The sequence below is a fragment of the Nocardia crassostreae genome (assembly GCF_001613405.1).
Taxonomy (GTDB): domain Bacteria; phylum Actinomycetota; class Actinomycetes; order Mycobacteriales; family Mycobacteriaceae; genus Nocardia; species Nocardia crassostreae.
In genome coordinates, this window is record NZ_BDCH01000001.1 from 23710 (window position 1) to 43490 (window position 19781).

The 19781-nt window shown below is 69.8% G+C and carries 21 protein-coding genes and 1 pseudogene; 11 read left to right on the forward strand and 11 right to left on the reverse strand.

Features of this window, described 5'->3' with window-relative positions:
• Positions 1–96: 96 nt before the first annotated feature.
• From NC4_RS00110 to NC4_RS00120, 4 genes and pseudogenes are all read left to right on the forward strand, one after another.
• Positions 97–1308 (forward strand): PucR family transcriptional regulator, encoded by a 1212-nt coding sequence (locus NC4_RS00110; RefSeq protein ID WP_245721409.1) that lies wholly within the window; start codon positions 97–99, stop codon positions 1306–1308.
• A 176-nt stretch (positions 1309–1484) separates the two neighbouring features.
• A pseudogene (locus NC4_RS42030) lies at positions 1485–1874 on the forward strand (molybdopterin cofactor-binding domain-containing protein); the annotation flags it as partial.
• Between the two features lie 133 nt (positions 1875–2007).
• Complete coding sequence (locus NC4_RS00115) at positions 2008–3561, forward strand: molybdopterin cofactor-binding domain-containing protein (protein ID WP_245721410.1); 1554 nt, start codon at positions 2008–2010, stop codon at positions 3559–3561.
• A 7-nt stretch (positions 3562–3568) separates the two neighbouring features.
• A complete protein-coding gene (locus NC4_RS00120) occupies positions 3569–4033 on the forward strand; it encodes a (2Fe-2S)-binding protein (RefSeq protein ID WP_067530929.1) in 465 nt (154 codons plus the stop codon).
• A 7-nt stretch (positions 4034–4040) separates the two neighbouring features.
• On the opposite strand, the gene NC4_RS00125 is transcribed toward NC4_RS00120, so the two are convergent.
• Genes NC4_RS00125 through NC4_RS00150 form a run of 6 tightly spaced genes read right to left on the reverse strand, consistent with a single transcriptional unit; the run spans position 4041 to position 9363 of the window.
• Positions 4041–4391 carry a hypothetical protein gene (locus NC4_RS00125; RefSeq protein ID WP_067530931.1) on the reverse strand — a complete coding sequence of 117 codons (351 nt, stop codon included), beginning with the start codon at positions 4389–4391 and terminating at the stop codon, positions 4041–4043.
• Positions 4392–4419: 28 nt separating this feature from the next.
• Positions 4420–5058 (reverse strand): histidine phosphatase family protein, encoded by a 639-nt coding sequence (locus NC4_RS00130; protein WP_084528301.1) that lies wholly within the window; start codon positions 5056–5058, stop codon positions 4420–4422.
• Complete coding sequence (locus NC4_RS00135; protein WP_067531085.1) at positions 5055–6854, reverse strand: carbamoyltransferase family protein; 1800 nt, start codon at positions 6852–6854, stop codon at positions 5055–5057. Before NC4_RS00135 ends, NC4_RS00130 begins: the two co-directional genes overlap by 4 nt.
• Positions 6802–7905, reverse strand: coding sequence for an NAD(P)/FAD-dependent oxidoreductase (locus tag NC4_RS00140; protein WP_067530932.1), 1104 nt, complete (start codon positions 7903–7905; stop codon positions 6802–6804). Before NC4_RS00140 ends, NC4_RS00135 begins: the two co-directional genes overlap by 53 nt.
• Positions 7902–8870 (reverse strand): cucumopine synthase-related protein, encoded by a 969-nt coding sequence (locus NC4_RS00145; protein WP_067530934.1) that lies wholly within the window; start codon positions 8868–8870, stop codon positions 7902–7904. Before NC4_RS00145 ends, NC4_RS00140 begins: the two co-directional genes overlap by 4 nt.
• Before the next feature lie 28 nt (positions 8871–8898).
• On the reverse strand, positions 8899–9363 hold the full coding sequence (locus NC4_RS00150; RefSeq protein WP_067530936.1) for an SRPBCC family protein: 465 nt from the start codon (positions 9361–9363) through the stop codon (positions 8899–8901).
• Between the two features lie 216 nt (positions 9364–9579).
• Between NC4_RS00150 and NC4_RS00155 the strand changes: the two genes are divergently transcribed.
• From NC4_RS00155 to NC4_RS00160, 3 genes are read left to right on the forward strand one after another with little or no spacing between them, the layout of a single operon-like run.
• A complete protein-coding gene (locus tag NC4_RS00155; RefSeq protein ID WP_245721411.1) occupies positions 9580–10350 on the forward strand; it encodes an acyl-CoA synthetase family protein in 771 nt (256 codons plus the stop codon).
• Entirely contained in the window at positions 10351–10638 is a 288-nt protein-coding gene (locus NC4_RS42035) for a hypothetical protein (protein WP_245721412.1), read from the forward strand.
• A complete protein-coding gene (locus tag NC4_RS00160) occupies positions 10638–11999 on the forward strand; it encodes an aldehyde dehydrogenase family protein (RefSeq protein ID WP_067530938.1) in 1362 nt (453 codons plus the stop codon). The genes NC4_RS42035 and NC4_RS00160 overlap by 1 nt, the downstream gene beginning before the upstream one ends.
• Positions 12000–12012: 13 nt before the next feature.
• On the opposite strand, the gene NC4_RS00165 is transcribed toward NC4_RS00160, so the two are convergent.
• Positions 12013–12399 carry a MerR family transcriptional regulator gene (locus NC4_RS00165; RefSeq protein ID WP_067530940.1) on the reverse strand — a complete coding sequence of 129 codons (387 nt, stop codon included), beginning with the start codon at positions 12397–12399 and terminating at the stop codon, positions 12013–12015.
• 63 nt (positions 12400–12462) lie between these two features.
• On the opposite strand from NC4_RS00165, the gene NC4_RS00170 reads away from it, so the two are divergent.
• The gene (locus NC4_RS00170) at positions 12463–13371 is read left to right on the forward strand and encodes an NAD(P)-dependent oxidoreductase (RefSeq protein WP_067530942.1); all 909 of its coding nucleotides are present in this window, start codon (positions 12463–12465) and stop codon (positions 13369–13371) included.
• Between the two features lie 5 nt (positions 13372–13376).
• Here NC4_RS00170 and NC4_RS00175 read toward each other — a convergent pair whose 3' ends face one another.
• Together NC4_RS00175 and NC4_RS00180 are read right to left on the reverse strand one after the other, a co-directional pair.
• Positions 13377–14012, reverse strand: coding sequence for a response regulator (locus NC4_RS00175; protein WP_067530944.1), 636 nt, complete (start codon positions 14010–14012; stop codon positions 13377–13379).
• On the reverse strand, positions 14009–15241 hold the full coding sequence (locus NC4_RS00180) for a sensor histidine kinase (protein ID WP_067530948.1): 1233 nt from the start codon (positions 15239–15241) through the stop codon (positions 14009–14011). The genes NC4_RS00175 and NC4_RS00180 overlap by 4 nt, the downstream gene beginning before the upstream one ends.
• A 71-nt stretch (positions 15242–15312) precedes the next feature.
• Between NC4_RS00180 and NC4_RS00185 the strand changes: the two genes are divergently transcribed.
• Positions 15313–15900, forward strand: a complete 588-nt coding sequence (locus NC4_RS00185; RefSeq protein WP_067530949.1) for a hypothetical protein — start codon at positions 15313–15315, stop codon at positions 15898–15900.
• Here NC4_RS00185 and NC4_RS00190 read toward each other — a convergent pair.
• Positions 15870–17081, reverse strand: a complete 1212-nt coding sequence (locus NC4_RS00190) for an FAD-dependent monooxygenase (protein ID WP_169814707.1) — start codon at positions 17079–17081, stop codon at positions 15870–15872. The genes NC4_RS00185 and NC4_RS00190 overlap by 31 nt on opposite strands.
• A gap of 115 nt (positions 17082–17196) precedes the next feature.
• On the opposite strand from NC4_RS00190, the gene NC4_RS00195 reads away from it, so the two are divergent.
• Together NC4_RS00195 and NC4_RS00200 are read left to right on the forward strand one after the other, a co-directional pair.
• Positions 17197–18468 carry a M28 family peptidase gene (locus tag NC4_RS00195; protein WP_169814708.1) on the forward strand — a complete coding sequence of 424 codons (1272 nt, stop codon included), beginning with the start codon at positions 17197–17199 and terminating at the stop codon, positions 18466–18468.
• A 54-nt stretch (positions 18469–18522) separates the two neighbouring features.
• Entirely contained in the window at positions 18523–19452 is a 930-nt protein-coding gene (locus NC4_RS00200) for a hypothetical protein (RefSeq protein ID WP_157554094.1), read from the forward strand.
• Position 19453: 1 nt separating this feature from the next.
• Here the strand turns inward: NC4_RS00200 and NC4_RS42040 are convergent, their stop codons facing one another.
• Positions 19454–19735 carry a hypothetical protein gene (locus NC4_RS42040; protein ID WP_245721413.1) on the reverse strand — a complete coding sequence of 94 codons (282 nt, stop codon included), beginning with the start codon at positions 19733–19735 and terminating at the stop codon, positions 19454–19456.
• Between the last annotated feature and the right edge of the window lie 46 nt (positions 19736–19781).

Here is a 19781-nt window from a genome sequence, read left to right on the forward strand (position 1 = left end):
TGGTCGGCAATAAAGAACCTCGGCCGTATTGTGTCCGTCCACAACCCGCACGTGGCAAGGTGATCCCACGGAGGAAGATCGGACCGAGAGGTGCGCTTGGACAGGCAACTGGCGGCCCGTCCGCTGACCGTCAGCGGCCGACCGCTGGCCGATCGGCTGGCGCAAGGCACGCACATGATCGTGACCGCGACCGTCGAGCATGTGAGCGCGCAGGTCGCCTTCTATCGCACCCTGCCGCCCGAGGCCATCCGCCGCGATGTCACCGCCATTGTCGGGCGCAATCTCGAACTGCTGGTCACCACGCTGCGCGAGGATCGCGATCTGCGCGCCGCCGAACTGGCGCCCATCGAACGCTCCGCGCGCCGCCGCGCCGAGGAGCGCGTCCCGCTCACCGATGTGATCACCACGTATCACCTGGGCACGCAACTGTGGTGGCAGACCATTGTCGAATGGGCCGAGCCCGGTGATTCCGATGCCCTGGTGCGGGTGGGCGTCCTGCTGCAACGCCATCTGCAGGCGGTGACCCACGCCGTGCTGGCCGGATACGGCGCCGATCAGGCGCCGCTGCCGCCGCAGGATCACCACCGCCGCCAGCTCTATCGCGCCCTCACCACGGGCGCGGCGGTCGAGGACACCGCCCGCTCCCTGGGATTGGTTGTCGCGCCGCGCTATTGGGTGGTCGCGCTGCGGGTGGCGGCCCATCCGGACGAGCAGGTGCAGGGCGTGGACGCGACCGTCGCCTCGCGCCGCAAGACGCGCCGCCTGGAGTACGAGCTCGACTGGCTGGGCCGGGGCGAGACGCTGCACACGGTCACCGCCCAGGGCGGCTGCGCGCTCATCCCGGCGCCCGAGACCGCCGCCGCCGAATCCCGGTTCGATGAATTGGCAAGGCAGCTGGGCGATCTCGAACGGGCCGCGGGGGCCGCCACCCTGTGCGCGGTGGAACTCGCCGTCCCGCACGATATTCCGGCCGTGCACGCCGAGGTCGCCGAACTGCTGCGGGTGGCGGTGCGCTATCACCGCGATGCGGGGGTGGTCCGCTTCCGCGACCTGGCGCTGGAGTATCAGCTCACCCGCCCCACCCGGGTCTCGCACCTCAATGCCGCCGAACTGGCGCTGCGCCGGACGCTGGAAACCTATCTGGCGCACGATCTCAATACCACCGCCACCGCGGCGGCCCTGCACGTGCACGCCAATACCGTGCTCTATCGCCTCCGCAAGATCACCGATCTCACCGGTCTGGACCCGGCCAAGACCCGCGATCTGCTGCGCATAGCCGCGGCGCTGGCCGCCACTCCGGATCGCTGACGCACCGGACACTCGGCGTGTCGTAATGCCGTTTCGCTATCACTCGAGAGGATGGCGCCGTGACCACGCGGCGCGACTTCCTCTCCTGCCTGGTCGCCGCACCGCTGCTGACCGTCGCCGCCATCGCGCCGCGGGCCGCGGCCGAGACCGTCCCCGGATGGCGGCAGGCGCCGCCGGTGCCCGAATTCCTGGATCTGGGCGACATTCTCACCCTGGCGGGCGCACCGACCAGCGCGCTGCTGGCGGTCATCACGGTTCGGGCCGACGGACGGGTCACCCTGCAACTGCCGCGGGCGGAGGTCGGGCAGGGCATTGTCACGGTGGGCGCGCAGCTGGTGGCGGAGGAGCTGGAACTGCCGGTGGAGCGGGTCACCGTCGAGCTCGCCCCGGCGCGACCGGAACTGCTGTTCAATCAGATGACCGGAAGCTCCAATTCGGTTCGCAGTCTTTATGATCCGGTGCGGTGGTCGGCGGCCGCCGTGCGGGCGCGCCTGCTGGCCGCCGCCTCGGCCCGAATGGGGATCGGGGCGGGGACCCTGCACACCGCCGAGGGCTTCGTGGTGGCGGCCGACGGGCAACGCCTGTCGTACGGCGAGTTGAGCGGTGCGGCCGCGGATCCGGGCCTGTTCGGCGCGTTCGCCATGCCGCGCCCGGCACCGGATCATCGGCCGCCCGCACGGGCGGCCGGATGCGCGCGCCATGGTGACGGGCCGTCACGAATACACCATGGATCTGCGCATTCCGGATGCGCTCCCGGTGGTCGTGGTGCGCCCGCCCACCATCAAGGGCACCGTCCTGTCGGTCGATCTCGCGGCCGTGCGGGCCATGCCGGGCGTGGTCGACGCCGCCCTCATCGACACCGGCATCGCCATCTGCGCGCGGACCTTCGGGGACGCCATCGCGGCCCGGCATGCGACGCGGGCGGCCTGGAATCCGGGGACGGTCGACGGCGAATCCGACGAGACCATCCGGGCGACCCTGCGAAAGACCGTCGCGCCCTTCCTGATTCCCCGGCTCGACGAGGTGGTGCCCGGCAGCGCCACGGTGGAGCTGGACTTCGATTTCGCCTTCGTGCCGCACGCACCCCTGGAGCCCAATTGCGCGGTGGCCGATGTCCGCGCCGACCGCGCCGACGTGTGGGCGCCCATGCAGACGCCGATCGTCGCGGCCGCGGCCATTGCCGCCGAACTCGGGCTGCTGCCCGATGCCGTACGCGCCCATGTCGTCGCGGCCGGAGGCTCGTTCGGCAGGCGGCTGTTCTACGACGCACCGCTGGAGGCGGCGCAGGCCTCGCGGGCGCTGCGGCGGCCGGTGCGGCTGCTGTGGCCCCGGGTCGACGATATGCGGCACGGCCGGGCGCGCCCCGCCAGCCACCACCGGGTGCGGGCCAATATCGCGGGCGGCCGGGTGGTCGGGTACGAGCACCGGGTGGCCGCGGTGGAGACCGATTTCCGGCACGGGCTGGGTGACTGCCTGACCGCCATGGCCGCCCGGATTCCGGTGATCGGGAATCTGTCCTTCGCCGAGACGGTCTTCCTCACCTCGGTGGTGTGCCCCTACGAGATGGGCGCCGTCACGTATGGCCTCACCGAGGCTCCGCTGCGCATGCACACCGGCAGCTGGCGCTCGGTGTACTCGGCCAATACCCGGGTGGCCGAGGAGATCGCCGTCGACGAGATCGCGCGCATTCTCGGCGAGGACCGGCTCGCCTACCGCCTGCACACCGCGAAATCGAAGCGGGCGCGCCGGGTGCTCACCGAGGTCGGGCGCATGAGCGGCTGGGGGCGCACCACCGAACCCGGTGTGGCGCTGGGCGTTTCCCTGCACACCGAGCACCGCTCGGTGATCGCGTGCGTGGTCGAGCTCGATGCGACCGGCGCCGCGCCGCGAGTCACCAAGGCGTACTTCGCCGTAGATGTCGGGCTGGCGGTGAATCCGCTCGGCCTGGAGGCGCAGCTCATGGGCGGGCTCACCGACGCCATCTCCACCGTGCTCACCGCCGGGCTGCACATCGATCGCGGGCTACCGCTCGAAGGCAGCTACTCGCACTCCCACTTCGCCCGGATGCGGGACACCCCACGGGTTTTCGAGGTGTCCATCCTCGACTCCGGTGACCGCCCCGGCGGTGCGGGCGAGCTGGCGGTCCCCGTTGCCGCAGGCGCGGTCGCCACCGCCTTGAGCCATGCGACCGGTGAACGCGCACAACGGTTCCCGGCGCGATCCGAGATCGATTTCGAACCGTTCCCGCGCTAGAAGCCGCATGCCCGAGTACACGTTCACGCTCAATGCCGAACCGGTCACCGTCGACGTTCCCGCCGAGGTTCCGCTGCTGTGGGTGCTGCGCGACGTCCTCGGCGTCCGCGGCCCCAAATACGGTTGCGGTATCGAGGTCTGCCACGCCTGTACCTGCCTGCTCGACCAGGCCGCCGTACTGCCCTGCCGACTACCGATGGACCGCGTGCACGGCCACGCCGTGACCACCATCGAGGGCCTGGCCGACGGCGAGACCCTGCACCCCGTGCAGCAGGCCTGGCTGGATCTCGATGTCGCACAATGCGGTTACTGCCAGCCGGGCCAGATCATGAATGCCGTCGCCCTGCTCACCCGCGATCCGGATCCGGACGACGACGCCATCGACGAGATCGAGAACGTCTGCCGCTGCGGCACCTACTACCGCATCCGGCAGGCCATCAAACACGCCGCGGCACTGCTCCGCGACGACTGAACCGCATTCACTCGGTCTGCGCCCACGCCGCCACCGGCATCGACAGGTAGATCCCGAAATCCTCCAGCCCCGTCGCCTCGGCAATGCGCTCGTGCAGTTCGTCGACCCGCTCCTGCCGATTCGCCGCCCGGCTCTCGAAGTACTTCGACCGGATCTCGATCACCGCGTCCAGCCCGCTGCGATCCAGCGGCCCGAGCGCCCGGAACCGGATCTCGACATCACCCGGCTGCAGATCCCCGTCATAGGGCTCCTCCGGGCATTCGACCGCCACGGACACCAGATGCGGGAGCCTGTCGGCCAATTCGCGCAACGTGGCTTCGGGGACATGGGCCGCGTAGGTCACCTCGATCAAGGGCATCCGGCCAGCCTAGTGCGGGGCGGCCGGATCAGCGCAAGTGCGAGGTGTCGTTGAGCGACAGCAGTGCGGTGTTCCCGTTCGGGTAGTAGGCGACCGTCGACAGCGATGCCGCCGCGGTCTCCATACGGAACAGCGACTCGGGCGGTGCACCGAGGGCCAGGCGGATCAGCTGGCGGACCGGCGTGACATGGGTGACCACCAGGATGGTCCGCGCCGGGTGGCGGGCCAGGAGTTTGTCGCGCACGAGGACGACGCGCCCCGCGACCTCGTCGAGGGATTCGCCGCCGGGCGGGGCGACCGCGGACGAGCGGAGCCAGGCGGCCAGATCGTCCGGATAGCGGTGCCGCACTTCGGCAATCGTGAGTCCGTCCCACACGCCGAAGTCGGCCTCGCGCAGGCCCGCGTCGACCTGGACGTCGAGATGCAGGCGGGCGGCCGCCGCCTCGGCGGTTTCCCGGCAGCGCCGCAGCGGCGAGGACACGACGGCCCGCACCGTGCCGAGCGCGGCGAGCACGGACGCCGCGGCCTCGGCTTGAGGACGCCCGGCGGCCGACAGGGACGGATCGGCGCCACCGCTGCCGGAGAAGCGTTTCTCCGGCGTCAGCGCGGTTTCGCCGTGCCGCATGAGCACGAAGGTCGCGGGGACGCCCGGGTCGTCGAATGTCATGCGGCGGGACCGGATTTCGCGACGAGATAGTTGCCCAGCACCACGTAGTCGATCTCGGTGCCCAGGAAGCAGCTCAGAGCGTCGAACGGCGTGCAGACAATGGGCTCACCCGCCACATTGAACGAGGTGTTGAGCAGGCAGGGCACATCGGTCAGGGCGGTGAAACGGCGCAGCAGCGCGGCCAGGCGCGGGGTGTCCCGGTCGGTAATGGTCTGCACGCGGGAGGTGCCGTCCACATGGGTCGCGCCGGGAATCACCTCGTGGAATTCCGGGCGCACCGGGAAGACGAATGTCATGTAGGGCGAGCGGGTCTTGCGGCCCATATCGAAGATTCGCGGGGCGTCGGACTCCAGCACGATCGGGGCGAACGGGCGGAACGGCTCGCGGTGTTTGACCCGGGTATTGATGACGTCCTTGATATCCGGGAAGTTCGGGTTCGCCAGAATGCTGCGGTGGCCCAGGGCGCGCGGGCCGTGCTCGATCCGGCCCTCGTACCAGCCGATCACGACCTTCTCGGTGAGCAGTTTCGCGACCAGATCCACGATCTCGTCGTCGTCGCGTCTGCTCCATTCCACGCGATCGCCGAACTCCCGCAGCGCCCGCTCGATGGCGGCGTCGTCGTATTCCGGTCCGAGATACGGGGTTACCGGCGGCGCGGTCAGCTGCTTGCCCGCATTGTCCGGATGGTTGATCCACGCGTGGACCGCGGCGCCGAGGACGATACCGGTATCGCTGGCGCCGAAACTCACAGCCATATCGTCGAAACGCGAGCCTTCGAACAGCGGAGTGTTGTTGAGGCAGTTCAGCGCCACGCCGCCCTCGAACAGCACGTGAGTCAGATCCGTCTTGGCCTCCAGCGCGCGGAACTGGTGGCGGGTCACGACATTCAGTATTTCCTGTGCCGCCGCGGCCACGACGGCCTTGTATTCGAGAGTGTCCCGGAAAGGCCCGAAATACTGCTCGAACAGCGAATCCAGGCTGTGCGGGTCATCCGTCGCCAGCGGTATGCGGAAGGCGTACCGGCCGTCGGGGTGCAGCTCCACGAAGTCCTCGACGAACGGGTTCGGGGCCGGGGGCGCGGTGAATCCGGACAGGCCCATCACCTTGTACTCGTCATTGTTGGGCACGAAGCCCAGGAAGCGCGTGATCGCGCTGAACAGGATGCCGATCGAATACTCCGCGCCGATCGCGGTCTCCTCGAAGACGCGGATCCGGCCGTCGCGGATCTCACCCATGAGCGTCGAAAGCACTTCGGCGCGACCGTCACTGATGAGAAACGCGCTATCGCGCATGCCCGCCGCGTAGTAGCCGGTCATGACGTGCGCGAGGTGGTGCGGTACGAACACCACCTTGTCCGGATCGGGGGTGAAACCGGTGCGGGCGGCGAAGTCGGCGAGGATCGCCTCGTGGCTCACGACATCGGTGTAGAGCTTGCCGATATCGCGCACCAGCACCAATTTCGCGGCGGGCGGCATAGGCGCGGCCACGATGCCCGACAGCATCTCGTCCAGCACTTCGGCGGAGAAGTCGAAAGGGATGGCGATCAGGTCGATATCGGAGAATTCCAGGCCCGCGTGCGCGAGGCACCAGCGCACCGGATGGAACGGGAAATCGGTGGTCTTCTTCTCCCGATTGAGCCGCTCCTCCTCCACGGCGGCGACCACGTCGCCGTCGATCAGCAGCGCGGCGCCCGCATCGTGGCCGAGCAGGTAGTGCTTGTCGATGCCGACCGCGCCGAAATTCTCAGCGAAGACTTCCGAGACGCGGGTGAAGCCGTTGCACCCCAAGACGATCATGACCATTTCCTTCTTTGTCGAGCACGAGGTCGCGGACGAGCTCACCGGCGGCGGGCGCCTGGCACAGTCCCTGGCCGGAGAATCCGGCCGCGTAGACGAAGGGGCGGACGGGATCGCGGCCGATGAGCGCCATCCCGTCCGGGCTCACATCGAGGTCCCCGCTCCACCCGCGCTCCAGGCGGCCACCGGTGAGGGCCGGGAAGGCGGCGCCGAGTTGCCGGGCGACCCGCTGCCGCCAGGTCTCCCGGGATTCACCGGGTCTGGGTCGGCCCATGCCCACCAGAATGCGGTCCCCCCAGCTGCGAATCCGCAGGCCGGACGGGTGCAGGGTCATCGGCAGGGCGGACGGCGCGCCCGCGGGGGCCGGGGCCAGGAGCATGTCGACCGGGTACGTGGTGGCGGGCAGGCATACCCCCGCCATGGCGGCGACCGACTCCGCCCAGGGACCGGCCGCGCACACGATGGTGCGCGCGCGAATGCTGCCCGCGGGCGTGTGCACCTGCCCGTCGGGGTCGATGCCGATGACGGGTGTTTCCGTGTGCAGAACGGCCCCGGCCCGCTCGGCGGCGGTGGCGTAACCGCGCACGATGGCGGCGGGATCGCAGGCGTAGGCCTCGGGCGACCAGGCCGCCACCACGGTGCGCGCGTCGAGCAGTGGATTGCGTTGCGCCGCTTCGGCGGCGGTCACGAGCTCGACGTCCACCCCCGCCGCCCCCTGCGCGGCGTGGTCGCGGCGAAAGTCCTCCACCTGGGCTTCCTCGGTGAACAACACCAGGAAGCCGATGCGCCGCAATCCGAGATCGACCCCGGTCCGCTCGGCGAAGGCGTGATAGTCCGCCATGCTCCGGGCGGCGAGACCGCTGACGAGAGCATTGCCGGGAAAGTAGGTCCGGATGACCCCGGCGGTGGTCCCGGAGGATCCCGAACCGAGCGCACCGCGCTCCAGCAGCACGGTGCCCACGCCCGCCTCGGCGAGCCGGTACGCGATCGACGTGCCGATGACTCCCCCGCCGATGACGAGCGCGTCGGTGTGCTCGGGGAGCCGGTTCACGACTGGCGGCCCACTTCGGCGGGGCGCTGCTGGCGCAGGTAATCGCCTGCGTCCCAAGGGAACAAATGCAGATTCCAGGCGCCCAGGCAGTTGACGTAGAGCGCCAGCTGGCTGGTCACGGCCAGGAAGTCGTCGCGGTCGAGCCGGTCCAGGCAGGCCAGGAAGCGCTCCGTGAAGGCCCACAGCCGCTCCAGGCCGCAGTAGCCCAGGAATTCGGCCGGAATGCCGACCAGCAGGCGGGTCATCTGCCGCAGCGAGTCCAGCGGCATGCCCTGCACCGCGGCGCGGACCAGGCCGCCGTAGGTGGCATAGCCCAGCGGGCGGGTCTCGCCATTGACGAACAGCAAAGTGGGCAGCACCGTCTCGAATGTTCCCGCCCCGGAAGGGATCAGCCCCCGGTGTAGGTCGGCGAATTCCCGCGGTTCGGACAGCCAGGCCTGCTCGGTCGCGGTGTACACCTCGTGGATGAGCCGGTTGGCCTCCGCATCGGCGGCCGTCAGATGCGGAATGCGGTGCCCGCCCGGCTCGCCCGCCTTGCGGACCTCCGCGATAATGGGCCGCTTCGACGAATAGACCGACTCCCAGATCGCCTCCCCGGCCGCGAGCAGGCCCGGCAGGCCCGCCTCCCGGATCCGGCCCACCGGCGAGGCGGGCATGGGTTCGGTCAGCGCGCCGTACTTGATGCCCAAATGTTGTAGCGCGGAACAGAAGACAGTCCCGTCCGGGGCTTCGCGCCGATCCGCGATCCGGGTGGAGGCGGGCAGATGCAGCAGCGACGGAATCGGCGCCACGTGATACAGATGCTGACCCGCCACCAGGGCGTGCCCTTGCAGGCTCTGATACGGCAGGGCCTCCCACAGCGCGTCGGCGAGTTCCGCATTGCGGCCGTCGAGTTCCGCGGTCACGGTGATATCCAGTTCGGGCCAAGCGATTTCGAGCTGTCGGCCGGGCAGCGTCTCGGACAAGATTTCTCCTTGGTTCGGTGCGAGGCGGTCAGCGCTGCGCGAAAAAGTCACGCACGGAATCGGTTTGCTTTGCCATCATGGCGATAATGGTTTCGACGACCTCGGTATCGGCGTCCTCGGCAATGGTCAGCCCGCGGGTCCAATCGAAGAAACAGCGGTTCGGATCATTGGTGATGGGCCGCACGCGAATGGTGGCGAGATAGCGGTCCACGCCCATGGTCGGTTCGATGGACCGGTAGGTCTGCGAGCGCTCCACCTCATTGCGGCCCGCCACCTCCTGCTGGACCAGGCCGTCGGAGAACACCAGCGTGAAGTTGTACAGCGACGGAACCTTGTCGGGCGAACCGCCTTCGGCCCAGTGCACATCCTTCGCGGCGGGCCCGGACACGATGGACACCACCCGCAGGGCATCGCGGACCACGGCCCAGACGGCGTCCGGTTCGGCCTCGATGATGGTCGAGTGATACATCGTGTGCTTCCGCTGGATCGCCAAGAAAACTCCTTGTCCAGCAAGGGAATTCCCCTGCGTTCGTCACAACTCGTGTGATCCACTCAACAGCCGGGCGAGCGGCGGCGGCCAGGGCCCGAAGCCACGAAAACGGTCGCGGGCCGCACCGGGCATTTCGTAGACTTCTACAAGGGCCGTACACGTATTCCCTTGTGCTATAATCCTTTCCGCTGTCATTCGAATATCTCGAGAGGATTGTTTATGGCCGAGCAGGGTGGCGGAGAATTCGTTCGGGAGATGATGCGGTGGCATTTCGGCCCGGAGACCGGATCGCCATTCTGGCTGCGGCGGGCCGCGGCACTGGATTTCGATACGCTGACCGATATCCGGGATTTCGACGACCTCGGCCGATTTCCGAATGTGGTGGACGAGCTGCGCGATGTCGCTGTGCGCGATCTGATTCCGCGCGGTTACGGCGCGGGGCACGGGGCCAGCGTCTACGAGAGCGACGGCACCACGGGCGAACCCAAGCGGGTCATGTTCACCGCGGAGTGGCAGCGGCGCAGCATCGCCTGGTTCAGCGAGCGCCTGGACGCCCACGGGGTGCCGCGAAATGTGGACTGGCTCAGCGCGGTTCCCACCGGTCCGCACAATGTCGGGGCCATGGCGGCCGATACCGCGGCCGCGCGGGGCGGGCTGAATTTCGGCATCGACCTGGATCCGCGCTGGGTGAAGAAGCTCATTGCGGAGGGCCACAGGGATATGGCCGCCGCCTATACCGACCATCTCATCGAACAGATCGGCTATATCCTGGCCGGGCAACAGGTGGGCGTGCTCTTCGCCACCCCGCCGCTGCTGGAACGCCTCGCCCAGCACGACGAGCTGGTCGACCAGGTGAACCGGAAGGTCCGCGCCATCATCTGGGGCGGTACGCATTTGGACGCCGATACCCGGGATCTCCTGCGCGACGAGGTGTTTCCCGGTATCAAGCTGGTCGGCGGGTACGGCAGCGCCATGATGCTGGGGACCTAGGTGGAGCGGCCCGGCCTCGGCCCGGACGAGGCGTGCGTCTTCGATTCCTTCGCCCCGTACACCACCTTCCGGGTGATCGACCCCGACACCGGCGCGGTCGTTCCCTACGGCGAGCGCGGGCAGGTCGTCGTGCACCATATGAGCCGGACCGCCCTGCTGGTCAACAATGTCGAGCGCGACTTCGCCACCCGGATCGCACCGGTGGCGGGCGGATTCGGCGATGCCGTCGCCGATGTCGCGCCCGTGGCCTCCTTCAGCGGTGCGCCGGTCATCGAGGGCGTGTACTGATGCTGTCCCTCGACGTGCTCGGACCCGGCGGACCGTACCGGTCCCGGCGGTCGGAGACGCTCACGGACTTCGCCGGAAACCCTCTCGCGACATTGAGTCTCGCGCCGCCGCTCTATGTCGGCCGCGCCATGGGGGCGTTGCGCCGGGCGACGGAACTGCCCCTCGACGCACGGATCACGGCCCTCGCGGCGGCGGGCAAGGCTTTCGCCACCCGATCGGTCGGGGGTTCGACGGCGGCGGAATACGAGCACACCGTCAGTACCGTCACCGGGATACCGATCACGGCGGTGCGCGCCGCCAGCGGCGATATCGCGCGGGCCGCCGAGCGGATCGGGCACAGCGTGCGGAACGCGCGGCCGTCCGCCGCGGTCGGCTCGTGGCGTGATCCGCTGACCCGGGCCGGTGCGGCGGTGTGGACGCGGCGCGGAGAGGTGTTCGCCGTGCACGCGGCGGGCAATCATCCGGGGGTGCACCAGGGTTGGCTGGATGCCCTCGCCCTCGGCTACCGGGTCGCGGTGCGGCCCTCCCGGCGGGAGCCCTTCACACCGCACCGGCTGATCACCGCCCTGCGCGAGGCCGGATTCGGCGATGATCGAATCGTCTTGCTGCCCACCGATCACAGTGCGGCCGACGATGTGCTCCGGCACGCCGACCTCGGAATGGTCTACGGCGGTGCGGAAGTCGTGCGCAAATACGCGGGCGATCCGCGCATCCTGCCGCAGGGTCCGGGCCGCTCCAAGATTCTGATCACCGCCGATTCGGCGTGGGAGCCGATCCTCGACACCCTGGTGGAGTCGATCAGCGGCGGCGGGGGTGTCGGCTGTGTGAATGCCACCGGCATTCTCGTCGAGGGTGATCCCACCCCCGTGGCGGCCGCGCTCGCCGAACGCCTCGCCGCGCTACCGAGTCTGCCCGCGACCGATGACCGCGCGGTCCTGCCGGTGGCCCCGATCGTTCTGGCGCGCCGGTGGGACAACCACCTTCGGCAGCGCGCCGCGGGCACGAAACCGTGGCTCGGCGGTGACGGCATCATCGACGACCTCGGCGACGGCAGCGCCGTGCTCCGGCCCGCCGTCCATCAGCTCGACAGCCCCTTCGCCGATCAGCTCGGCGCGGAACTGGGTTTTCCCTGCGCCTGGATCGCGCCCTGGGACCGCACCGCCGGAATCCGGCCGCTGCGTGACACTCTCGTCCTCACCGCCGTCACCGGCGACGCCGATCTGATCGACGCACTCGTGGCCGAACCGACCATCGCCAATGTCCACATCGGCGACCATCCGACGCCGTGGATGGCCCCCGGCCTCCCGCACGACGGCTACCTCGCCGAATTCCTCATGCGCACCAAGACCGTCTTGCGCTGACCGGCACGCGGAGTCACGCCGCGCGGCACGCGTCCGACTCGGCAACCGGTTGCGGCGCGGCCCCGATAATCACGTCGAGCGCGGCGCGCGCGGCCAGCAGATCCGCCACGGCCCGGTCGATTCGGTCCCGCTCGCGGGACAGTCCGGGAACCATATCGGGGCAGGCGGGCGCCAGCGTGCCGTCCTCGTCGATCATGCAGGGCAGCATTGCCGCAATGGTCTGGGTGTTCAGGCCCGCCGCCAGCAGGGTGCGGATATTGCGGACCGTATCGATATCGTCGTCGCGGTATTCGTGATAGCCGCTGGGGCGGCGCACCGGCCGCAGCAGGCCCTGCTCCTCGTAATAGCGCAGCAGGCGCACGCTGACGCCGGTGCGGCTGGACAGGTCTCCGATGCGCATGTGCGGCTCCCCACAGAGATTCGAGTTGACTCTCACATCCATGTGAGACTTTAGCGTGATCGCATGACACCTCAGCAACCAATCAAACCGCAGGACAAGGACATCAGCCTCGTGGGCCTCGGCCCCATGGGTGTAGCACTGGGCGCGGCGCTGGTGCGGAAGGGCCATACGGTCACGGTCTGGAACCGCACCCCGGAGAAGGCCGACGGGCTCGTCGCGCTGGGTGCGCGGCGCGCGGACACCGTGGCCGCGGCGATCGCCGCGAGCCCGATCACCCTCATGTGCCTCAATGACTACGACACCATGTACGAGGTCTTCGGCTCCGCGACCGCGGCGCTCGCGGATCGCGTGCTGGTCAACCTCAACTCGGGCACGCCCGGCGAGGCCCGCGCCGCGCTCGACTGGGCGAGCGGCCACGGCTTCGGCTACCTGGACGGCGCCATCATGGTGCCGCCGCCGCTGATCGGCGAATCCCATGCCGTCTTCCTCTACAGCGGCGACCGCAAGCTGTTCGATCGGCACCGGCCGGTCCTGGCCGAGCTGGGCGACCCCCGCTATCTGGGCGAGGACATCGGTCTGGCGGTGCTCTACAACACCGCCATGCTCGAGATGATGTACACGACCTTGTACGGCTGGCTGCACGCCACCGCCCTGGTCGGCTCCGCGGGTGTGTCCGCCACCGAGTTCGCCGATCTGGCCCAGGGCTGGTTCATGCCGACCGTGCTGGATCCGGAGTCACTGGCCCGCAGGGCGCCCACCCTCGACGCCGCCGAGTACCCGGGCACACTCGGCACGATGGTGATGAATCTCAATGGGCTGCGGCACATCACCCGCACCAGCGTGGAACAGGGCGTGCACTCCGCCCAGCCGCGATTCCTGCAGGAGATCGCCGAACGCACCATTGCCGCGGGCTACGGCGAGAACGGTTTGTTCTCCGTCTACGAGACCTTCAAGAAGCCGGACCTCGGCTAGCCCGCTCAGAGCAGCCCGCGCTCGTGGGCGTAGATGGCGGCCTGGGTGCGGTCGCGGACGCCGAGCCGGGTGAGGATGGCCGAAATATGGTTCTTGACGGTGCCTTCGCTCAGGTGCAGGGCGCGGGCGATCTCGCGATTGGCGGCGCCGCCCGCCAGCAGGCGGAGCACCTCCGATTCCCGTTCGGTCAGTGTGGTGGCGGGCTTGGCGGGGCGGGTGCGGACCAGGTCCGCCAGGCGGCGGGTGACGGCGGCCGAGTACTGGTCCACGCCCGCGTGGGCGAGGCGAACGGCCTGGGCCAGTTCGGGGGCGGGCAGATCCTTGAGCAGATAGCCGGAGGCCCCCGCGTGCAGGGCGCGCATGATGTAGTCGTCCTCGTCGAAGGTGGTGAGCATGAGGACGCGGGTGCGGCCGCGCAGGCGCTCGGCGGCCTCGAGGCCGGTGCCGCCGGGCATGCGGATATCCATGAGGACCACATCGGGATGCAGTTCCGCGGCGAGTTCCACCGCGCGGAAACCGGTTTCGGCGGTGGCCACCACCTCGATGCCGGGTTGCAGGGCGAGCAGGGCGGCAATGCCCTCGCGCACCAGGCGTTCGTCATCGGCGATCAGGACGCGGACCGGGGCGGACGGGCCGGTCATGCGGGGCCCGGGATGGTGGCGGTGAGCCGGGTGCCGGACTCGCCGGAATCGATGGCCAGTTCGCCGCCGACCAGGGCGAGGCGTTCGCGCATTCCGGTCAGGCCCTGCCCGTCCGCCGTCTCGGGCGCGAATCCCTTGCCATTGTCCGCGATTTCGAGGGTGCAGGCAGCCGGGTCGAGGGCGGCTCGGACGGTGACGGCGGTGGCCTCGGCGTGCTTGCGGGCATTGGTCAGGGCTTCCTGGGCAATGAGGTACACGGTCAGCCGGACCGTTTCGGGGAGTTCGGCATCGGTGCCGTCGATCTCCAGCGCGATACGGAATCCCGGCTCGTCGAGCCGCGTCACCAGCGCACGCAGAATGGGGGCGAGGGTGAATTCGGTATCGTCGCTGCGCAGTGCGCCGACCGTGCGGCGGATCTCTTCCAGCGCACGGCGAGTCGAATCGCGGCCCTGGGCGAGCGCCGCATCGGCGGCGGGCCCGTCCACGTCGCGATAGGCGGCGGCCTTCTCCAATTGGATTGCCGCCACGACGAGATGGTGCCCGACACTGTCGTGGATATCGCGGGCCAGACGGCTGCGTTCGGCAATGGCGGCGGAGGACACGGCCTGATCGGCATACTCGCGCAGGCGGATATTCGCCTCGGTGAGCTCGGTGAGCAGCGCCTCGGCCCGGCGGCGGGCCACCTCCTCGCGGTGGGCGACCACGGCGATCGCCAGCGCGAACACCACGCCGACCGCCAGCATGAGCAGATCGGACAGGGCTTCGGGATCCCGGCGCAGCTCCGCCCGCGCGCCGACGAGCCCGCCCGCGGCGAGCAGGCCCGCCGCGCCGAGGGCGAAGGCAATGCGGTGCCCCACCGTGAAATACGCGGTGAGCGGGATCAAGACGAACAGCACCTTGGCATTGCCCGCGCAGTCGAGGCCCGTGATCACCGTGAATACGGCGGCCCGCACGAACAGCCAGGCGACCGCGGTCGCGCGCGTCGCGGGCAGCCGGGTTTCGGCGAATTCCAGTCCGACGGCGAGCCCGAGCACGCCGATGAAGGCGCCCACCCGCGGCGCCCCGCCCGGACAGGGCTCGGTCCAGGCGACCGCGATCCCGGCGATCAGGACCGACACGTAGAGAAAGCACGCCACCCAGGTCAGCGCGCGCGGCCGAATCATGGTCAGAGCGTAGGAGAGCGGCCCGCGCGGCGGCGGCGTTCGACCGCAGGTCTGGCCGAAAGTCATGGGTCCCACGGCACTTCCGGGCATGACCACCGGATTCCTAACCTCGGCGGCATCCGAGGAAAGGATCTGTCATGGACACCCGAGCACTGCTGCGGCTCAGCGCGATCGGCGGCCTCGTCTGCGGCGCGGCCATCGCGTTCGCCGGACTCACCGAACTGGTCACCGGCCACAAGACCACCCTCACCCAACTGCTCAACGGTGGCGCGGCGCCCTTCGGCATCGGCCTGCTGGTGGGCTTGTACCTGCTGCAACGAAACCGGTTGGGCCGCTTCGGCGCAGTGGCCTTCGTCGTGCAGTTCCTGGGTTTCGCCTACTTCGCCGGGGTCGCCTACACGCGCAACTTCGTCCTGGTCCATCTCGATCGCGCGACCGTCGACGAATTGCTGGAAACCCCGGCGCGATTCGCATTCCTCGCGACGGCGATGACGGCGCTGCTCGGCACGCTGCTGTTCGCCGCCGCCCTGCTGCGCGCCGGAGCGGTCCCCCGCGCCGCCACCGCCCTGTACGCCATCGGCCTGTCCCTGCTCTGCCTCACCTTCCTGCTGCCCGCCCCGATCGTCCGCGTCGGCCATATCGTGGCGGGCGCGGGCATGATCTGGCTGGCCGCGGCGGTCTGGTCCCGTACCGATCAGGGTTCGTCGAGGTTGGCGTACAGGTAGTGGCCGGTGCCCGCGAGGGTCTGGCGGGTCCACTCGTCCATGGCGGCGGCGTCCATCCGCGTCCAGTCGGGGGTTCGCTCGACTTGGGCGCGGCCGATGCGGCGGCCGAGAGCGGTGAGGCGATTGCCTTCCGCGCAACGGGATTCGTTGTAGGCGGTCAGGGCGGCGGGAAGCGTATCGGCGTCGCGCAGCGCCTGTTGGAAGCTACGGGCGTCGTCGATCGCCTTCATCGCGCCCGAGGCGGTGTGGGGGCGGGCCAGCGCGCCCGCGTCTCCCGCGAGGGCCAGGCTGTCGCGGGTATAGGCCGTGACAGCGAGGTCGTAGACCGGGTGCATGGCGATCTCGGTATCGGCGGTGGCCTCGATGATCCGGGCCCAGCGGCGCGGGAAATGCTGTGCCGCCAGAGCTTTGACGAAGTTGGCCAGTTCGGGCGCGGAACCGGGCGGATGGCCGTGCTCGGATCGCGGCGTGCTGGGCGGGTAGGCGTAGATGCCCCAGTTCAGGCGGCGACCACCCGTTCCGTGCGGCGGCGGAGCGTCGGGGATGAAGTAGAAGACGGCGTGACCGTGCGGGAAAACCACGGTGGCGAAACCGGTTTCGAGCTCGGGCACCGGCACGGGGAGCGCGGGCTCCGGATAGCTGGCCCGCCACAGCCCGTACCCGGCGTAGTGCGGCTCGGAGCGGCCGTCGATTTCGGCGCGCGCCAGCGAGCGATGGCCGTCCGCGCCGACCACGCAGTCGAAGGACTCAGTACCCGCCGCGGTGACCAGCGCCGCGGCGGAACCATCGGATTCGATCCGCTCCACCGTCACCCCGGCGCGGTAGTCGACCTCGGCCACCCGGTCCCGCAGGGCCTGCCACAACAGCCCCCAATTGCACCCCATCACCGGACTCGGCTGCCGCCACAGCACCCGCTCGTCCCCGCCCTCCCCCTTGGTGATCCAGATCCGTTCCGACATGGCCTGTCCGCGCATCCCGGCATCCACATACCCGGCCTCGATGAGCGTGCCCCGCAGCGCCTGCGGCACCCCGATCCCGAACCCCCGCTCCTGCAACCGCCCCGCACTGCGCTCGAAGACAACCACATCCGCACCCGCGAACCGGGCCGCCATCGCCATGGCGCACCCGGCAATACTCCCGCCGACGATCCCGATCCTGATGTCTACGAATCCAGTAGACACCGAAGCCTTTCGCGACGACAGGGAGATGAGATCACCCGAGCGGCGTATTCGCCGACCACGGAAATGGGGGAAAGATCAGGGTTCGCCGGTGGGGACGGGTGCTTACGATCTAGGGGTGCGGGTGGGTCGAGGGCTTTCGGGATTTCTGGCATTCGCGGTGTTGGTGCTGGTGGCGGTGGCGGCGGCGTGGGAGCAGCAGCCGCGCGGGTATGCGTCGGAGTCGGTGGCGGGGGGCGAGTTCAGCGCCGGGCGGGCGGCGCGGACGGTCGGGGAGATCGCGCAGCGGCCGCATCCGGTGGGGACGGCCGAGCACGATCGGGTGCGCGACTATCTGGCCGGGGAGCTGCGGGGGCTCGGACTGGAGACGGAGATTCGGTCCGGGATCGGCACGTGGCCGGGGAACTTCGGGACCGACACCATCGGGGTGGGGCGGGTCGACAATATCGTGGCGCGAATTCCGGGGAGCGATCCGACCGGAACGGTCTATCTGGTCGCGCATTACGACTCGGTGCCGTCGGGTCCGGGGGCGAACAACGACGGGGTCGGGGTGGCCGCCATTGTGGAAACCGTTCGCGCGCTGCGGTCGAGCGAGACCGGATTGCGCAATGATGTGGTCGCGCTGCTCACCGATGGCGAGGAGATGGGGCTGCTGGGGGCGGAGGCCCTCGTGCACTCCGGTGCGCTCGACCGCAATGGCGTGATCATCAATCTGGAGGCGCGCGGGGCCGGTGGCCCGGTCATGCTGTGGCGGCTCACCCATCCCGACTCGGGGCTGGTGGAGGTGGCGCGGAAGGTGGCGCCGCATCCGAATACCGACTCGCTCAATACCCAGCTGGCCACGGGTGAACAGACCGGCAGCAATACCGATTTCGCGGCCTTCGACGCGACCGGTCTGCGCATGCTGGACTGGGCGTACGCGGGACACAGCGCCTACTACCACAATCGGCTGGACGATCCGGACCACATCGATCTGGCCACCGTGCAGCAGATGGGCGACAACACCCTCGCCCAGGCGCGCGAATTCGGGCAGCGGGATCTCACGGACGCCTCCGGCGACACCGATCTGGCCTACTTCGCACTGCCTTTCGGCGTGCTGATCACACTGCCGCCGTGGGTGCTGATCGCGCTGGCGGTCGTCATGGTCGCGGTGGTGGCGTGGGTGGTGTGGCAGGTGCGCCGCACCGGCGAGGCGAGCATCAAGCGGGTCCTCGCCGCGGCGGGGGTGGCCCTGATCGCGGTGCCGATCACCGTGGCCGCCGCCTACGGCATGTGGTGGCTGGTGCAGCTCATCGAACCGCGCTACGCGGGTATGCCGATCGATCCGTACCGCCCCGAGTTCTTCCAGGCCGCCATGGTCATGGCGGCGGTGTTCGCGCTGCTCGCCTAGTATGCGTTCGCGCGCCGGTTCTTCGGGCCGACGGCCACGCCGGTCGGACTGCTGGTGTGCGTGGCGGTACTGGGCGCGCTGGTCGCGGCGCTGCTGCCCGCGGCCTCGCACGTGCTCGTCGTACCCGGGATCGCGGCGGCAGCCGGTGTGGCGCTCACCTTCCTGGCGCCGGACCGGTGGCGGCTGCCGGTGCTCACCGTATTCCTGCTGCCCGCCGCCATTTTCGCGGACGGCGGCTGGGGCGGGCTCCAGGTCGGGTTGCAGACCGGCTACTTCCTGATGGCCCCGCTGGTCATGCTGCTGGGCGGCCTGCTGCTGTTCCCGCTCACCCACGCCTGGCCCCGGCGCGGCTGGCCGATTCCGGTGCTCGCGCTCGCGCTCACCGCGGCGCTGGCGGCGGCCGGACTGGCGGTGGACACGGTCGACGCGCGGCATCCGCGGCCGTCCCAGCTGGTCTACGCGCTGGACGCCGATCGCAATGCGGCACAGTGGATCTCCACCCTCACCCCGAATCCGTGGACGGAGAGCTTCGTCACCGACCGCGCACCGGAAGGGTCGACGGCCGAGCTGTTCCCGCAGGCGAAATCCAGCGGACCCGCACCGGCGCAAGCCCTGTCGCCGCCGACCGCGCGGATCCTGTCCGACCGCACCGAGTCCGGGCAGCGCACGGTGCGCCTGCTGTTGGGTTCCCCGCGCGGCGCGACGCGGCTGGATCTGCGGTGGGCGGCGGATGGCGTGCGGGCGCTGCGGGTGGCCGGGCGCGAGATCACCGAGGTGCCCGAGCGCGGCTTCCGCTTCTTCGCACCGCCCGCCGAGGGCATCGAGGTCGAACTGGTCGCGCCCGCCGGGCCGCTGCCGCTGCGGCTGGCCGACTACTCCTGGCTGCCGGGTTCGGGTGTCGCGGCTTTCCGGAATCCGCCGGAGGACGCCTATCTCATGCAGAGCAGCGCCGCCGTGGTCTCCGTCGGCATTCCCGGTCTCTGAGCTACCGCCGCCACCATTCGCTCAGGGCGGCGGCAATGCGGGCCAGCGGAATCGGCTGCGCCATACCGATATGCGTGGCCTCGACCGGCACGTCCACGACCGTCCCCGTGACGTGGTCGGCCCAGCCCGCGGCCGGACAGCGCGCCGGATCGGCCTCCCGGGTGGCGGTGAAATGCAGCAGATCGCCGTGGAATTTGCCGCTCGGCGCGCCCGGGACGCGGCGGGTCAGCGCGGCGACCGCGCGGTCCACCAGGTCCGGCGGAAAGCTGTCGGCGCTGACCACGCCGCGCAGTTCCGCCCAGGCCGCCGCGGTATCGCCCGGATGCCCG

What these genes read in the sequence shown, in the direction of transcription:
- NC4_RS00180 (WP_067530948.1), bottom strand. Translation starts at nt 15,241, where the DNA reads ATGACTTTCGGCCAGACCTGCGGTCGAACGCCGCCGCCGCGCGGGCCG.
- NC4_RS00130 (WP_084528301.1), bottom strand. Translation starts at nt 5,058, where the DNA reads ATGACATTCGACGACCCGGGCGTCCCCGCGACCTTCGTGCTCATGCGG.
- NC4_RS00170 (WP_067530942.1), top strand. Translation starts at nt 12,463, where the DNA reads ATGACACCTCAGCAACCAATCAAACCGCAGGACAAGGACATCAGCCTC.
- NC4_RS00135 (WP_067531085.1), bottom strand. Translation starts at nt 6,854, where the DNA reads ATGATCGTCTTGGGGTGCAACGGCTTCACCCGCGTCTCGGAAGTCTTC.
- NC4_RS00120 (WP_067530929.1), top strand. Translation starts at nt 3,569, where the DNA reads ATGCCCGAGTACACGTTCACGCTCAATGCCGAACCGGTCACCGTCGAC.
- NC4_RS00115 (WP_245721410.1), top strand. Translation starts at nt 2,008, where the DNA reads ATGGTGACGGGCCGTCACGAATACACCATGGATCTGCGCATTCCGGAT.
- NC4_RS00155 (WP_245721411.1), top strand. Translation starts at nt 9,580, where the DNA reads ATGGCCGAGCAGGGTGGCGGAGAATTCGTTCGGGAGATGATGCGGTGG.
- NC4_RS00185 (WP_067530949.1), top strand. Translation starts at nt 15,313, where the DNA reads ATGGACACCCGAGCACTGCTGCGGCTCAGCGCGATCGGCGGCCTCGTC.
- NC4_RS00160 (WP_067530938.1), top strand. Translation starts at nt 10,638, where the DNA reads ATGCTGTCCCTCGACGTGCTCGGACCCGGCGGACCGTACCGGTCCCGG.
- NC4_RS00125 (WP_067530931.1), bottom strand. Translation starts at nt 4,391, where the DNA reads ATGCCCTTGATCGAGGTGACCTACGCGGCCCATGTCCCCGAAGCCACG.
- NC4_RS00165 (WP_067530940.1), bottom strand. Translation starts at nt 12,399, where the DNA reads ATGCGCATCGGAGACCTGTCCAGCCGCACCGGCGTCAGCGTGCGCCTG.
- NC4_RS00175 (WP_067530944.1), bottom strand. Translation starts at nt 14,012, where the DNA reads ATGACCGGCCCGTCCGCCCCGGTCCGCGTCCTGATCGCCGATGACGAA.